Source organism: Tolypothrix tenuis PCC 7101 (assembly GCF_963874875.1).
GTDB classification, from domain to species: Bacteria; Cyanobacteriota; Cyanobacteriia; order Cyanobacteriales; family Nostocaceae; genus Aulosira; species Aulosira tenue.
In genome coordinates this window covers 620,839-636,680 of record NZ_CAWNJS010000001.1, presented here as the reverse complement: position 1 = coordinate 636,680, position 15,842 = coordinate 620,839, and the positions used below count along the sequence as shown (strand labels likewise).

Annotated in this window: 11 protein-coding genes; 5 read left to right on the top strand and 6 right to left on the bottom strand. The window is 42.9% G+C overall.

All coding sequences use genetic code 11. From position 1 onward, the window contains the following. The first annotated feature begins 17 nt into the window (after positions 1-17). The gene (locus tag AACU25_RS02590; RefSeq protein ID WP_096573780.1) at positions 18-416 is read left to right on the top strand and encodes a slr1601 family putative cell division protein; all 399 of its coding nucleotides are present in this window, start codon (positions 18-20) and stop codon (positions 414-416) included. A 169-nt stretch (positions 417-585) separates the two neighbouring features. On the opposite strand, the gene AACU25_RS02585 is transcribed toward AACU25_RS02590, so the two are convergent. Next, the gene (locus tag AACU25_RS02585; protein WP_096573779.1) at positions 586-1,281 is read right to left on the bottom strand and encodes a tetratricopeptide repeat protein; all 696 of its coding nucleotides are present in this window, start codon (positions 1,279-1,281) and stop codon (positions 586-588) included. Between the two features lie 721 nt (positions 1,282-2,002). Between AACU25_RS02585 and AACU25_RS02580 the strand changes: the two genes are divergently transcribed. Beyond that, positions 2,003-2,467, top strand: a complete 465-nt coding sequence (locus AACU25_RS02580) for a hypothetical protein (RefSeq protein ID WP_096573778.1) — start codon at positions 2,003-2,005, stop codon at positions 2,465-2,467. Positions 2,468-2,567: 100 nt separating this feature from the next. Here AACU25_RS02580 and AACU25_RS02575 read toward each other — a convergent pair whose 3' ends face one another. The 4 genes from AACU25_RS02575 to ebsA form a co-directional block, all read right to left on the bottom strand. Further along, positions 2,568-3,059: a YajQ family cyclic di-GMP-binding protein gene (locus tag AACU25_RS02575; RefSeq protein ID WP_045869029.1), complete on the bottom strand. Its 492-nt coding sequence runs from the start codon at positions 3,057-3,059 to the stop codon at positions 2,568-2,570. Between the two features lie 251 nt (positions 3,060-3,310). Continuing rightward, entirely contained in the window at positions 3,311-3,814 is a 504-nt protein-coding gene (locus tag AACU25_RS02570) for a DNA recombination-mediator protein A (protein ID WP_045869028.1), read from the bottom strand. A 217-nt stretch (positions 3,815-4,031) separates the two neighbouring features. Continuing rightward, complete coding sequence (locus AACU25_RS02565) at positions 4,032-5,126, bottom strand: phosphotransacetylase family protein (RefSeq protein WP_096573777.1); 1,095 nt, start codon at positions 5,124-5,126, stop codon at positions 4,032-4,034. A gap of 209 nt (positions 5,127-5,335) precedes the next feature. Next, complete coding sequence (ebsA, locus tag AACU25_RS02560) at positions 5,336-5,710, bottom strand: type IV pilus biogenesis protein EbsA (RefSeq protein ID WP_045869026.1); 375 nt, start codon at positions 5,708-5,710, stop codon at positions 5,336-5,338. Between the two features lie 791 nt (positions 5,711-6,501). Here ebsA and AACU25_RS02555 point away from each other — a divergent pair. Beyond that, positions 6,502-7,905, top strand: a complete 1,404-nt coding sequence (locus AACU25_RS02555; protein ID WP_096573776.1) for a glycosyltransferase family 2 protein — start codon at positions 6,502-6,504, stop codon at positions 7,903-7,905. A gap of 94 nt (positions 7,906-7,999) precedes the next feature. Here the strand turns inward: AACU25_RS02555 and dnaX are convergent, their stop codons facing one another. Then, positions 8,000-10,567, bottom strand: coding sequence for a DNA polymerase III subunit gamma/tau (gene dnaX / locus AACU25_RS02550; protein WP_096573775.1), 2,568 nt, complete (start codon positions 10,565-10,567; stop codon positions 8,000-8,002). Positions 10,568-11,102: 535 nt separating this feature from the next. Between dnaX and AACU25_RS02545 the strand changes: the two genes are divergently transcribed. Beyond that, positions 11,103-11,801: a hypothetical protein gene (locus AACU25_RS02545; protein WP_096583439.1), complete on the top strand. Its 699-nt coding sequence runs from the start codon at positions 11,103-11,105 to the stop codon at positions 11,799-11,801. 140 nt (positions 11,802-11,941) lie between these two features. Beyond that, positions 11,942-15,730 carry a CHAT domain-containing protein gene (locus AACU25_RS02540; RefSeq protein ID WP_096573774.1) on the top strand — a complete coding sequence of 1,263 codons (3,789 nt, stop codon included), beginning with the start codon at positions 11,942-11,944 and terminating at the stop codon, positions 15,728-15,730. Positions 15,731-15,842: the final 112 nt, after the last annotated feature.

Here is a 15,842-nt window from a genome sequence, read left to right as displayed (position 1 = left end):
AAGGTCTCTTTCCAATCATGAACGCGATTCAACATTCTAGTCCCCCGCTACAACCGATACAAAAACGTCAAGTAATGCCTCGTCCCAAACGGCATCTTCGTCAAAGGTCTCATCAAGTTATGGCGATGGAAGTGACAGCCAAGATTGCAGTTAATATTGCAATCTCAACCGCAGCAGTTTCTGCCCTTGTGCAACTTTTGCCCTATCACTGGTTACAGCAAGAGAAGTTACGAGAAATGCGGACTGAAGTCAAGCAGATGGAAAAACGTGTGGAGGTTTTGCAGGCTGAGTTTAGCCGCAACTTTGATCCCCATCAAGCAAAAAGCATTATGCAACAACAATCATACCGATTTGACCCCAACCAACGGCAAATCGTCCTGATGAATCCAGATGAGACACCAGCATCTGGTAACTAGAGGCTAGGGGCTAGTATTTTTTACTCAGCACTCAGCACTTTTCCAAGGATATTGCTTGTTATAGTTATTGCCACTACGCTGCATTATCAATTATCTATTAGCTATTTAGTTATACAGGGTGACTATCTCTCAGAAAAATTTGAGATTTTTTCCGACTACAGGAATTCATCTAAGCACTAGGAGAATCAGGAGATAGCAGTTCGGTTAGCCAATTTTCTAGTTGGATACGCAAGCGCCAACCAATAACATTTTTTCTGCTATTGGGTAGTTGAGTCAGGGCACGACGGTAGTCAGCGATCGCACAATTCCAATCTCCCCACAAATGATATGTTCTGCCTCTCTCTGCCCAGATATGACCTTCTAATTGCCCGAACAGCAGTGCGACATCAAAATTCTCAATTGCCTCCTCGTATTGCCCTAATTCGCGCCAGGTGATGCCACGATTAATTCTGGCCCGCACATGGCTAGGATTTAAATCGATTGCGCGATCATAATCCGCGATCGCAGCTGCTAATTTGCCACAGGCGGCGTAATAATTGGCACGGTTATTATAAGCGCTAGCTAAACTCGGGTTGATTTGGATTGCTGTGTTATAGTCACAAAACGCTTTTTGCGCTTCTCCACTTTGAAAATAAACCAGCCCCCGGTTGTTATAATCAACAGCATTTTGGGGATGACGGCGAATCAGGTGGCTGAGTAATGCGATCGCTTTTGTGTAATCTCCTTGTTGAGCTGACTTTAAAGCACAAGAGCGCACATAACTATCTTCTATGACTAAATCTTGAGAATTAATTGTATTATTCGATACTAATTTATATAAGTTATTTTCCTTATCCCCAAAAGCTAAGTAGGAGTTATTAGTCATATTTTCCTGCCGCCTATACTCTTTTTCGTGAATTAAAATATACTTTCTATGTTGCTGCTGGTTGATCCGATATGTCAGTTATTAAGGTGTCTATAATTACTCGACCATCCAAACCTTAAGTCAGTCGAAGACTTTACTTCACACAATGATCTAATCTGATCATGGATACCTCATCCTCAAGTTAAATTCCAGAAAAAGCAAATATCAATCTCAAAGACTAGTCAATCTAATTTTGGATGTGAGATGTCGGATTGACCCTGGCTACGCTTGCTACTTAGACTCAAAAATTTCAAATTTTGCTACCACTGCGTTGTGGAAATTTTGCCCTTGTCACAAGTGCTGTGATTTTGGATTTATTCCACCCTGACATGATGAAGCTTTTAGCCTGCTTCTCTGTAGGATTACCAAAAAAATCTCAAATCGGCAATCTCAAATCGAAAATTGGTACGCTCAAATAGTGAGAGCGACAACTTGGTAGAATGCGAACAAGCCGTTCAAAATAGGGACGACGCAGAGAACACAGGAAAGTGGCGATGCAAAGAAGGCAAAAGCAACTTTTTAGCTTTGCCTTATACTACTCTGAAATTGCCCAACACGTATGAACTGTGTAAGGCATTAATGTTGCAGTGCTGTCTTAGTGTGTATACTTCTAGGCTCGCATCTTACGCTTCCTAGGTTCTAGTTTCTTAATCTGACTTTTAAGTTTTGAGAAAATTTTCTTATGACAATTGCAATTTCTTATTCCGACGCGCCGGATCTCACGGCTGATGATTACGTTGTTATCGGCTTGGCTACCTGCTTTGTCAAGGAAGATGGAGAAATTCATCAAATTGAAGTGATTGAACCTATTCCTTCTGCAGCGTTGGAAGCAGTGATGAAAGGTATTCCCACATCATACAAGTTGGCTTATGCGACAACTTTAGGTTCTGTATTCAACGGGGATCAACTTTTATTACCTACAGACTTCCCCGAATCATCTCAATTTGGGGATGAATTTGTACCTCGTTTATTTGCTGCATCTCGGACTTACAAGCGTCGTGAAAGTGCCAAGTCTCTAATCCCTTTAGAGACAACCTACACAGATTTGAAATATTCCACTGAACGCAAACGGATACTCAATGCTGCCAGAGTAGTTACTAAAGAAGATAACGTTAAGCAGCATTCCCATACACACAAGGTTTTGTAAAAAGAGGTTAAGAGTCAAAGGTCAAGGGTCAAGGGTCAAGGGTCAAGGGTCAAATTGTCTGTTGTTTACCTTGTCCCCAATCCCCAATCCCTAACGCTATTCATCGGTAATTTGTAAATTGCAAAGCTACAGGTAAATCTTCTTGCTTTAAGCGTTGGATGACAGCTTGCAATTCATCTTTAGATTTTGCACTGACGCGAACTGCATCACCTTGAATCGAGGCTTGAATCTTTTTAAATTCGTCACGAATTAGTTTAGAAATTTGTTTGGCAATGTCTTGGCTAATGCCTTTTTTGAGTTTAATTTCTTGACGTACACGGTTACCGCTAGCTGATTCGACTTGGCCGAAATCAAAGATTTTTTGAGAGAGATTACGTTTAGCTGCTTTTTCCCGCAGAATGTTTTGCACTGCGTCTAAAGTAAACTCACTATCGGTATTCACATCAATACTTTGCTCACCTAACTCAACAGTAGTGGCAGTATCTTTAAGGTCGTAACGGCCCTTAATTTCTCGTACAACTTGATCGACAGCGTTGACCAATTCTTGACGGTCAAAGTCACTCACAATGTCAAAAGAAAAAGTAGAAGCCATAAAAAATGTTGGGTTTAAGATGTTGAATTTGGGATAGATATTCGGGATGAGTCAACGGGGAATTGCTACCCCTCTCTTTACCCTTCCTCTGCGATCGCCATCTGAACGACAGCAGAAACAGGCGGTTGTCTGTCATCAACCCAATCAATAAGTAGCACTAATTTAAGGTTATGGGCAATAGAACCTATTACCCATTAACCATGAGTAGTTTCTTTTCTTGATAATTACGCCCACGGAAACTCGGCCTCACATTAGTCAAAGTAGAAAAGTGTGACCACTTTTCTCTGTTCTTCTGCATCTTTACAAGTTTGTAGCAGAGTGCGACTGTCGTGAAACGCAAAGCAAATGAGTTGCTGACAGCGGGAAATGATCTCCTTATTGCAAATGTAACTCGCTTCGGCAAGAGACAGATTATCGTTACTGGGATTTTCTACCAGGTGCATTACCTGTTCTAATTGCTGGCGCGATTCGTTGGGCTGGCGATCTAAGCTTTGGGGTAGAATCACCGTTAACAAGTTGGGATCAGCGCGCATTGCGCCTTTAATGGCAGCTGAATTGGTACCTGTAGCCCCAGAAGTGATGACTCGATTACCTGATAAGACTAAGGCGTAAGTCATCATTTCAATGAGAGTTTGATGCGTAATTGGCACATGGCGGGAACCCAGCAAAGCAATTCGTTTAGAACCTGTTTGCTGGATTGTCGCCAGTTCTTGCGCTAATGTATCGAGGTTAATGAGGTCTATTGACTGACTCAAAGATGGACTAAATGAGATGAAACGACCCAGCTATTTTACCAAACAGAGGGTAAGTGCGAAGCCAACTTTGGTTAGATTTTGCTACAATTTCTGGATAATTTAAGGTCATTGGGTAATGGGTAATGGGTAATTGGGAATGGGTAATAGGTAATGACTACTTCTCCCTTATCTTTCTCATCTCCCCAATCCCCAGTCCCTAGTCCCCAATCCCCAACCCCTAAGGTAAAGCAGCTGCTGGGCTTAACCCCAGTTTGGATAATAAGCGTTCTAAGTCAAAATGCTCGCTCATCAGTTGGCGGATGCAGTGAACTTTGAGCGGTTCATGAACGCGTACTTGTCCAAAAGTGCGGTCAACAATTTCTACCGTTGTGAGTGTATCTAAGTCAACAGATAAAATGGGGATTTCTAGTTCTTCAGCACGGCTGAGAATGAACGGGGGAGGAGGTAATTGTCCAGTGAGAATCAGACATTGGGTAGAAGTTTCCAATGCGGCTTGCTGAATTTCCACACGATCGCCTCCTGTAACTACTGCCATATTCCGACGTTTGCGGAAATATTTCACAGCAGCGTTCACATTCATCGCGCCAATGGCTAGGCTTTCCACCATTAAATCCAGGCGATCGCTACCACAGAGAATGTCGGCCTTTAACTGCTTAACCAGTTCGCCAACACTCACACTACGTAGCACATCATGTTTTGGTAGCATAGCCAATACAGGAATTCCCTGCTGTTCTAAAAACGGCCGCGCCAGAGTAGTGACCGATTCTATTTGGTCGCTAGGGATATCATTGAGTACAACGCCAATTAAGCGATCGCCTATTCGCTGTTTTGCAGATAAAAGTGGTTCAACGGAAACCAGCGATTTATAGCGTGCTACTAACAAAACAGCAGCATCTAAAACTTCCGCTACTTGCAGCAAAGATAAGTCAAATAACTTACCTTCTTCCAAATCACCAGGCCCCTCTAGCAACACCAAATCTCCTTTGGACATTTGCAAATATTGCTGTAATAGAGACTGCTGATAATTAGTTGTGTCTTCGCCACCTAAGCGTCTTTGCACGCTGGCTTCATCTAAAGCCAGTATTGGTGGTGCAATACGATTTTCTGCCAAGTTAAGGCTATGAGCAATGAACTGGACATCTTCCTCAAATACATTACCAACAGATACATTCCAACAAGTACCTAATGGTTTGCCGTAGGAAATATCCAGTCCTGCTTGCTGTAGCTGATAAGACAAACCTAAAACTGTAGCAGATTTACCACTGTAAGTCTCAGTTGATCCAATCAGCAAATATTTCGCGGATTTTGGCACACATGCACTCCTATTTTCAAAAGGAAGTAGAACCCAGCTTGGTGTTTCCTAATTTTAGGTCGAACTTAGCCATCGCTGTTGTTACAAACCTTAGTTACAGAAGTGAATGTCTAAATGCTCAAAGGAAGGAATTGTTCACAGAAAACCTTTTCCCTGTGATATTACTAGCAATATCTATTTATTAGATAATTTTTAGTGTTGATCCTAATTTATTCCTCAATCCGCAGCAGTTTGCGATAAAATGCTTGAGAAAAATCGGTGCTGCGATTGCGTTTATAGTTATCCATCAGTTCAATTAAATAAGTTATAAACTCCGAATTCACCATCATCACTTCATAACTCAGTTCAGCATCACCTTGAAACTGCATTCGACAACGCGTTAAGTCTGAAGGTAGGGTGACAACATTCCAGGTGGCAACAAAAGGAATCGCTTCACTAGCTTCGATTCTCCGGTTTCCTTCCAAAACGCCTTTTTGATAAAGACTGATGGCATAGGGTAAGAAAGTGCGCTTGTTACCTTGAATGTAGGGCAAATAAACACTTGCTTGTTGCGGGCTGGCTGGCTGGAGTTGCTCAATAGACATCGTTAAATGCTCCTCAAGTTATGTAAAAGTAACTAGGGATAAGAAATTGGGAGAAGAAGCTGAGTATCCAGATTCCTGCACCCCAGTCCCTAGTTATAGAGTGTCTGATAGGGCGGAAAACTCCGACCTTGGTGGATTTGCTAACTTCACAACTGTTGTTAGCTAGGGATATCAGTTGGTTTCAATACTCAGTATTCCCAAAAAAATTTCTTGATCGTGCAACTCTGTTTGCTATGCTCCTCGCATTGGAATATTTTTGCTGGAAAAATTCTTGATGTTGTTTTTACCAAACTCTGCACAGAAATGTTGTCCTAGTTGAGCATTCGGGATGGGATTATTTAAATTTATAAATACTTAAAAAAAATTAATAAATACATTTCAAGCTGTTAATAGTTCCTTGACCTTCAGTTGTAGCTTGAATTTTGCCTAAATACTGAATTAAGAGCAAAGTTACTGTTAAGAAATGTATGAATGTCATGTACAATAGGGCCGCATTGGCTTTTATGGAAGCTGAGAGCAATAACAGTCAAAAATCTCCTCTATCTAAAGGTAGATGCTGTAATTGCGATTGATCTCAACAACTAGCTGTTGCTACTTGGCGATCGCTGTGCCTAAACCAGATTTGCCATCAAGAGGCAATTCCCCTGGCTCATTTTGAGTGAGAAGCGGCGGAAAAACACTGCCAATCTTAGGCTAGCTCAACGTTGCTCAAGACCGTACAGTTTAGTGTTACCTGATTCTCAGCTTCTTTATTGGCTTAGACAAATAGTGGTTTTGGAATCAAGTAACCTATGCCAGCGAATTTCTGGCCCGAAGACGATTCTAGCAACGAGCTGGCTCCGCTCAACTCTCTGTTGTCTGACCTCTCAGCAACTGAGGAGTCAATTGTAGAGACAGACCCTTTGTTTCTACCATTCCGGTTTCAAGGACGCAGACGCAAAGCAGCTCTAGTTTTGACTATAGTCTGGAGTATCACGATCGCGCTGCATTTAGTTTCCTGGGGTTCTTTGTTCGTACTGGGACTGACCACTATTCTAGGTATTCACGCTCTGGAGGTGGTATTTACCAGACCCCGCCGTCACCCAAAAAAAATAGAAGGAGATTTACCTTCTGTATCTATAATGGTGGCAGCGAAAAATGAGGAAGCAGTAATTGGTCGATTAGTCAAGAGTCTTTGCAGTCTGGACTATCCAGATGGCAAGTACGAACTCTGGGTCATTGATGATAACAGCAGCGATCGCACTCCCCAGTTATTAACAGAACTGGCAAAAGAATATAAACAACTGAAAACTTTCCGACGTTCAGCACAAGCAACTGGTGGTAAGTCTGGGGCATTAAATCAAGTCCTACCACTAACTAAAGGCGAAATTATCGCCGTGTTTGATGCTGATGCTCAAGTTTCACCAGACTTGCTGTACCAAGTAGTACCTTTATTTCAAAGAGAACAGGTAGGGGCGGTGCAAGTGCGAAAAGCGATCGCCAATGCCAAAGAGAATTTTTGGACTAAAGGGCAAATGGCAGAAATGGCCGTTGATACCTATTTTCAGCAACAACGGACGGCGCTGGGTGGAATTGGCGAACTACGCGGAAATGGTCAATTTGTCCGGCGTGCAGCCTTAGAAAGTTGTGGTGGTTGGAATGAAGAAACCATCACCGATGATTTGGATTTGACGCTGCGCCTACATTTGGACAATTGGGATATTGATTGTGTCTTCTCGCCCGCCGTAGAAGAAGAAGGTGTAACCAATGCGATCGCACTTTGGCATCAGCGCAACCGTTGGGCAGAAGGTGGATATCAGCGCTATTTAGATTACTGGGATTTGCTGCTCAAGAATCGGCTAGGAACCCGCAAAACCTGGGATTTATTGAGCTTTATGCTCATTATGTATATTTTACCGACAGCAGCGATACCAGATTTATTAATGGCGATCGCCCTTCATCGTCCCCCCATCTTCGGCCCGATTACTGGTTTGTCTGTATCTCTCTCAGTCATCGGTATGTTGACTGGTTTGAAGCGGATACATCAAGGGCAAAAATTCCATTTGTCTACATATTTAGTGTTACTGCTGCAAACCCTACGTGGCACCTTATATATGTTCCACTGGTTTGTTGTGATGAGCAGTACCACCGCCCGGATGTCATTCCGTCCCAAACGCCTGAAATGGGTTAAAACTGTGCATACAGGGGTGGAATGAAAAATGGGCATTGGGCATGGGGCATGGGGCATTGGTATTTATTACCTTTTCCCCTTTTTTCCTTGTCCCTTGTCCCTTGTCCCTGTCTGCTTTCTTAATCATCAATATCTGCTTCATCCATTAAGCCAGAATCAGCAATAGTACCGCCAAAATCTAAAGCATCGTCTGATAGACGAATGATTTGTCCTTGGAAAAATTCTGCTAATCGTTGAGCTGCGATCGCAACTTCATCCGTTTCCCATTCGCTAGGGGGTGGTGCAGGTGTAGGGGTTGGTGGTGGCAAAGTTTGGACACCACCTCTACCTGTAGCTGCTGACTCAGTTCTTGCTGGCGCTGGTATGGGTGCTGGTGGTGTCACTGGTGGTGCTTTCGGGGTTTCAGGCTGCGGTATCGGCGCTACTGGTGTGTTTTGGTTGTTGTACCTGGGGGTAGGTGGTTGCTGAACACGAGTAGAATCTTTGGGTGAAGCTACACTACTTCCATTACTGGCCCCATTCCGCGATTGGTTGGAAACCCAAGTAACTTTTACTTTCTTTTGGTAAACTCGCTCAAACGCTGCTTCAACTTCCACCGTTTTGGGTTGAGCAAACTTCACTAGTGCTGGTGGCATTCCTACTTGAGCTAAACCATCATTGATACTTAATAATTGCCCATGTTGCTTGAATAAAGCCTGACTGCCAGGATTTAACAAACAACCTAGTACTTGCTGCCAAATTTGAGCTAAGTCAGACTGTGTTGTTTCCACGACTTCTGCAACATCTGCACCAGAAGATGCTGGTTGTACAGGTGTGCTTAGTGGCTGTTGCTGAGTATGTGCCTGAGGAACAGAGTTATTTGCTGTTGGTGGTGGCGATACTTGAGGTGCTTGTTGAGGATGAGAAATATTTTCTGACTGCTGGGGTGATGATACTGCTTGAGCAGGAGCAGAGATGTTATTTGCTGGCTGTGGGATTGGGGAAATTGGGGGAGATGAGGAAGGTGGGGGAGATAAGGGAGGTGAGGAGGGATAATTTGTGACTGGTGTGCTGACTCTACTGGGTGGCGTGTTGGTGGCTTGCACTGGAATGTTGGCACTGGGTAATAATCCCAGCAATGTCACTTCTAACCACAAACGTGGTTGGGTAGTGTTTTTGATTTGTACTTCTGCTTCGCGTAAATTTTTCTGTCCTGCTAAAATTGTGCTGGCTTCTAGCTTCTGAGCCAATGCAATTAAGGCTTGCCAGGTTTGTTGAGTACAAGCAACTAAATCTTGACGGTTGGGTGCAGTCTTGGCGATGAGTAAATCACGGTAAGAAGCAGCGAGATTTTGCAAAATAGTTAATGGTTCTCGACCGCGATCTAAAATTTTACGAGTGCAATCTAAAACTGCTTCGGCATTATCCTGAGCGATCGCACTTAACAATACTACTAAGTCCCGTTCGCTGACAGAACCAACCAAATCCCAAACTCTATCCGGTGTAACTTCACCAGATAATAGCGCTAATTGGTCGAGGAGACTTTCTGCATCTCGCAATCCCCCCTGAGCAATTTGGGCAACTAAAGTTACAGCATCTAGAGAAATATTAATATTTTCTTTTTGGGCGATCGCGCTTAAATGCTTGACCATCGCCTCTAAGTTAATACGTCTAAAATCAAACCTTTGACAGCGAGAGATAATTGTCGGCAATACTCGCTGGGGGTCAGTTGTTGCCAAGACGAACACTACGTGTTTAGGCGGTTCTTCTAGTGTCTTTAATAACGCATTGAATGCCTGAGTACTGAGCATATGGCAATTATGCACCAAAAGCCCATTAGCTACAAAGTTGTGATTATCTTCAACTTCAATGTCATAAACTGGCTCAACCCCAGCGAGGTGGACAGATTCTACCGTTGCCAAACTTGTATTCCATTGTCGGGATTGAGTTAGAGAGATTACCTTTAAATTGGTGTCCTGAGGCAAATCGACGAATGCGTCCATCCGTGCCGAATTTGTAAATGAGGCTACCGCATCCACATTCACAGGCGATAGTATCTTCACTCCTTCTTTTACGTCCCTTGCTGCTATCCATCCCCGATCTGTCCTAATTAAATGATTGCCAGTACATCTAATTTCTCCATGAGTTGTCTTGATAACCAAGGTTTGACGTTTTCCTTGGTCTAACCACCGTACAACAGGTTTAAATTCCCAATTCCCTGATAATTCGTTGTAACTTAAAACTTTTTTGCCCTGAATAGTAGGGTCGTCAATTCTGACGAGTCCTTCATCAGTTAAGACTAAAGAGTCGCCAGTTAGACATTCGTCGATGACATATACCTTGTAGCGACACTGCACAGGAGCAAACTGCGCTTTTTCAATAATTTCTCGAATATTATCGACACCAGTATTGCTGGCTGCGTCAATTTCAATCACATCCAAAGAGTAGCCTTGAGTAATTCCCTGACAGACATCACACTTACCACAAGGTTGAGCAGTGGGCTTACCACTCGCCAGACAATTGAGGGATTTGGCAAGAATACGCGCGCTGGAAGTTTTGCCTGTACCTCTAGGGCCAGTGAACAAATAGGCGGGGGCGATTTTAGCTGAGTTGATCGCATTTGTGAGGGTAGTAGCGATCGCCTCTTGTCCGACTAATTCCGCAAAACTCTTTGGGCGATACTTATGGTGCAGGGGTTCGTAAGACATAAGAGGATAGCACCCAGTAGAGTTGAAGATTTTACTATTGTAGACTACCAGAACTGCACCATAGGTTGCTCTGGGATGGAACTTTGGCGTTTAACGATGAGTTCTAGAAAGTTTTGCAGATTAACGCTATAGTACAGTGCGATCGCCTAAACACTTAAGAAAAATCTGAACAAAAGATTAATTTACTCGATAGATACCCAGGTTTAGTCTAAATAGGGCTACTTTAAAAAAGTCATCACGCCTAAAAGCAATATATTGCTTTTAGCTCTGTGCATCGGTAGGGTGTTTAAAATGATGACGGATTCAGGCTAGATAAGCCCAGTCCGCCACCAGTACTGCAAATGAATTTACAAAGTGGATGGTTATAGTTATTTGCCATAGCTCCATTTTGCCCAGTGAACCAGTTACTTAATCAACACCGATCACTAAAATTCTTAGGGTAATCAAACTCAAAAAAGTCCAGAATCAAGCGGCGATGAATTCCGTCATCTAGGACTTTGCGGCACCAAGGGGAGGAGATACAATCATGCAGCAAATGCTCAGGAGGTTAGTTCAATGGCTGAAAGACTTGTTTCAGGGCTTGTTTGGACGTAAAAAAACTCGCCCGCAAGTGCGTGCAGAGGTTCCCAAACAACCACCACCAACACTCAGCGATACCGATTTAGAATTTCTGTTCAACGAATTGTTGGAAGGAGTCCACCAAGCACGCGGTCAAGCATGGGCACAAAAGTGGCTACATAATATTGAAAATCGCATCCCTACAGAACGTTGGATAGAGTGGTTGCGACGGTTGGGCGAAAGATTACTAGCAGCCCCTACACCTAATAATGAAATGGCAGCACGGTTAGTGCAATTGGGTGATTTAGGCGTTGGTGAGGTAGGAGATGTTGCCTATGATATCGGGATGCAATTGTTGACACGCAATCAAGGCGAACCAATTTGGGAATATGATGGGCCAGATGCTACCAACCCCTCACCACCCCCAGAAATCGACTCTGTAGCAACTGCAACAGCCACAGCCGAAAATAATTCAACAGAAGCCTACGAAACTGTTACTTTAGAACAGTTGTTTGTAATGATGCAGCAAGATGAAAATTTATGCCAGCAAGTTGCCCAACAACTAGGGCTGGAGACGACCGATCCACAAGTCATCATTCAAGAATTGATTAATCAATACCATGCTGCTAATCAAGCAGCTACAGAACAAGCAGCTACAGAAGCAACAGAATCATGAATACTCAGATGAAAATATTGTTACCGCCGAGGATCATAAAGTTTTTGTAATTGTACTCATGAGTTTTTACGTAATTCATGATCTTTTTAACACAACGATGGCTACAATCTAGGTTAAATAAAAATCCAAGAGTGTGACAGATGCTCAGGCGTCTAATTGAATGGCTAAAAAACTTGTTCCAGCTTCCTTTTAGTAATCAACAAGCTGGTTCTCGAAATACCGCAAGGGGATACGGGGTGGCAAAGTCACCACCGGAACTGACCAATGCGGATCTAGAACTGTTGTTTACCCAGCTGCTGGAAGGTGTGCATCAAGCCAGAGGCCGTCAGTGGGCGCTGAAGTACCTGCAACGGATGGAACATCGGATTTCTGATGAACGCTGGATCGATTGGTTGCTGAATTTTGGTGAAAGATTGTTAAATTCCCCAGCACCCAACCAGCAAATAGCAGGGCGAATGATCCAACTGGGTGAACTAGGTGTTGGCAGAATTGGAGAACTTGCTTATGACATTGGTTTGACTTTGTTGAAGCGTAACTCCGCAAGTAGTTATGAAGCAATTGACGATTTTGATCGTCGTCTGGGCATGGAAAGCACTACCCCTGAAGATAATTTTCACAATACTCCAGGACAAGAATTGATCCGCAACTTGGGCGAGAGGTTATGGGATTATGAGGAGGAAGATACTGAATCCACAATTCCCATACCTGAGATGATGTCTGTGGAAGAAGCATGGACAGGCAATATTGGCGAAGTTTTATGGGAATATGACGGCGAAGATGCTGCTACAAAAGCCGCTATCCTCAATCCTTCAGAAGATGATGCGATCGCCAATTTATTTGATCTGTTCTTAGAACCGCCTGATGATGAAGAAACAGACACAGAAATCATCACGCCGGTTACTGATTTAAATCCGCTTCCTGAAGAACCTCTGCACACCCCAGTAGCAGAAGTAACTACTCCCACGCCACCAGAGGAAGATATTAGTCTGGTTCCGCCAGCAGAGGAGCAACCCACCGAAATTTCCGAAGCGCCGACATGGGACAAATCTTTAGCCAAATTAGAGCCTAACGTCGCTCAAGCTTTGGATGAGTTGTTAGTCAGGTTAGATCAAAGTACTTCCTTAGTTCAAGAACTGGCTTCGGAACTAGCCATTCAACGCCAAAGTTCGCAAATCATACCCCAGCCCCAAATTGATCGGGCGCAAGCATGGTTTTATCAAGGTTTGCAACAAGCGAGAACGGGCGATTTATTAGGTGCGATCGCTTCTTATGATGCAGCCATAGAACTGAAACCCCATGTTGATGAATACTGGTTTAACCGGGGTTTGACACTGTTTCATTTAGAACATTTTAATGAAGCGATCGCATCCTACGACAGAGCCATAGAACTACGTCCCGATTACTACAAAGCTTGGTATAACCGGGGGGGAATTCTCGGAGAATTAGGGCAATTCGATGAGGCGATTGTCTCCTTTGAGCGAGTAATTGCCATCAAACCCGATTTTTCAGAAGCTTGGGCTAGACGGGGTTTAGCATTAATGAAGTTAGGGCTGTTATGGGAAGCCATAGAAAGTTACGACCAAGCCTTAGCTTTGGAACCACAAGACCAAGAAAACTGGTATTACCGAGGTATAGCGCTAGGTATTAACGAACAACATGAAGAAGCGATCGCTTCCTACGATAAAGCTTTAGAAATTGACCCCGATTACTATGAAGTTTGGATTGATCGCGGCGTAGTCCTATTTAATTTAAAACAATGGTCAGAAGCGATCGCCTCCTGGGACAAAGCCCTCTCGATTCACAACGATTTCTACTTAGCTTGGTATAACCGCGGTGTCGCTTTAGATAATTTAGGTAGACGCGAAGAAGCGATCAACTCCTACAAGAAAGCGATCGCCATCAACCCCGAATTCCATTTAGCCTGGTATAACCAAGCAGTCGCCTTGTTTTATTTAGGACGCTATGCTGATGCGATCGCTTCCTACGATAGTGCTTTAGAAATCAAACAAGATTACTGGGAAGCTTGGATTGGGCGGGGAACGGCTGCGGGTAATTTAGTGAATGTAGATGCACTTTCCGGTTTATTCACGAAAATTACAGATACCAGTTCCGCCTTGAAGCAAACTGGCTATGAAGGGAAAATAGCTAGTTACGAAGCAGGCTTGAAATATGTCCGCCCAGACACTCACCCCGAAGGTTGGGGCAGATTGCATTTAGCGATCGCTAATACTCATTACGATTACGGTAAGAAAAATGCAGCTAGCCGCACTCCTTGGCAAAAAGCGGTAGCAGAGTATAATCAGGCACTATTAACTCTGACTAGTGAAGATTTTCCGCAGTTGCATTTAGAAGTGTTGCAATCCCTGATCAAAACCCTTGTCGGTTTGGGACAAACAGCACAAGCTCAAGACTTACTGCAATACAGCACCGATTTATTAAGAGAATTACTCACTGATTCCACCCGTCCCGATGACAGTAAAAAGCAGTTAGCTTTAAGATTTGCTGGCTTGCGGCAATTAATTGTGGATTTAGCCGTAGAGTATGGTGATTTAGTAGAAGCTTGGGAAATTGCCGAACAAGCGAAAAATGCTTGTTTAACTTGGCAGCTTGATGGTTGGCAAGAAGAAATTGCATCAATCAGCTATTCTGAAGTTCAACTGCTATTAAATCCTCAAACAGCAATTATTTACTGGCATATTAGTCCAGCTTCAGTACACACATTTGTATTGAAGGATCAAGCGCCTTCACCCATCCTCATATTTACACCTATGCAAGATACAGGTGTATTTAACTTAGGAAGAACAGCCTCACGTTTACAAGAATTACCTCTACCAGAAGGAGTCAGACGTTTAATTACCTTTGAAGATTGGTTAGAAGATTGGAATCAACAATATCAAGAATATAGTAGCCTCTCTGAAGATAAACAAAATCAAATCCACCATTCCTGGCGAATGGATATGGAGCAAAGGCTATCAGAGCTAAAAGATATTCTCAATATTCCTAGTATTATTCAGGAATTGGAAGGAATTACCCAGCTAATTTTAATTCCTCACCGCGATTTACAAAGATTGCCTCTCCATGCCCTATTTTCCGGCTCTAATCAATCAGAATACTTATCAAATTTAGAATCGAATTTCACAATTAGCTACTTACCAAGCGTCCAAATAGGGTTATCCATCAAACCAGAAATTATTGGTGATAAACATAATCAAGTACTACTCAGCGTTGAACATCCCCACAGCACAGATTATCCCCCATTAAAATTCGCCAAACTGCAATCAGAAATTGTTAATCATATATTCCCTAATTCCTACCGCATCCAAGGCATACAAGCAGATAAACACATCGTTAAAAATGCTCTAACTGATAATTATCATATTTTCCATTTTACAGGTCATGTCATTAACAACTTTAGTGAACCGCAAAAATCGGAACTAGTTTTAGCAGGTGAAGATAAGCTGACTTTAGCAGAAATTAGTCAACCATCTTTAGTAAGTTACAACCTAGTTAACCTATCAGCTTGCGAAATTACAACTAATAATAATCATCCTATTACTAGTGAGTATGTAAGTTTAATTAATGCTTTTCTACATGTTGGAGTATCCCAAGTTTTAAGTACTTTATGGACTGTAGAATCAGTAGCTAATGATTTAGTGGTCTTAGAATTTTACCGACGACTACAACCAGATCAACCAGCAGTCAATACATTAGCTGAAGTCACAACTTGGTTGAGAGAACTAACTGCCAGAGACCTGACAAAATGGTATGAAGATTTACTCAATAATCTCCATCCTGAAGATTTAAGAATTAGGACTCATGTAGCCACACAAATGTACAGAAGCAGTAAACTGTCCCCAGAACAAAAACTATACAATCATCCCTATTATTGGGCAGCGTTTACAATCACATATCGGGGGATTGGTGATTAGGGACTGGGGACTGGGAAAAAGCAGGGGAGCAGGGAGCAGGGAGCAGGGGGAAAAAATAACAAACACCAATTACCAATTACCAATTACCCATTACCAAACACCCAATGACAAA

Coding starts and splice junctions, on each gene's coding strand:
- AACU25_RS02590 (WP_096573780.1), top strand. CDS start 18: ATGAACGCGATTCAACATTCTAGTCCCCCGCTACAACCGATACAAAAA.
- AACU25_RS02585 (WP_096573779.1), bottom strand. CDS start 1,281: ATGACTAATAACTCCTACTTAGCTTTTGGGGATAAGGAAAATAACTTA.
- AACU25_RS02580 (WP_096573778.1), top strand. CDS start 2,003: ATGACAATTGCAATTTCTTATTCCGACGCGCCGGATCTCACGGCTGAT.
- AACU25_RS02575 (WP_045869029.1), bottom strand. CDS start 3,059: ATGGCTTCTACTTTTTCTTTTGACATTGTGAGTGACTTTGACCGTCAA.
- ebsA (WP_045869026.1), bottom strand. CDS start 5,710: ATGTCTATTGAGCAACTCCAGCCAGCCAGCCCGCAACAAGCAAGTGTT.
- AACU25_RS02555 (WP_096573776.1), top strand. CDS start 6,502: ATGCCAGCGAATTTCTGGCCCGAAGACGATTCTAGCAACGAGCTGGCT.
- dnaX (WP_096573775.1), bottom strand. CDS start 10,567: ATGTCTTACGAACCCCTGCACCATAAGTATCGCCCAAAGAGTTTTGCG.
- AACU25_RS02545 (WP_096583439.1), top strand. CDS start 11,103: ATGCTCAGGAGGTTAGTTCAATGGCTGAAAGACTTGTTTCAGGGCTTG.
- AACU25_RS02540 (WP_096573774.1), top strand. CDS start 11,942: ATGCTCAGGCGTCTAATTGAATGGCTAAAAAACTTGTTCCAGCTTCCT.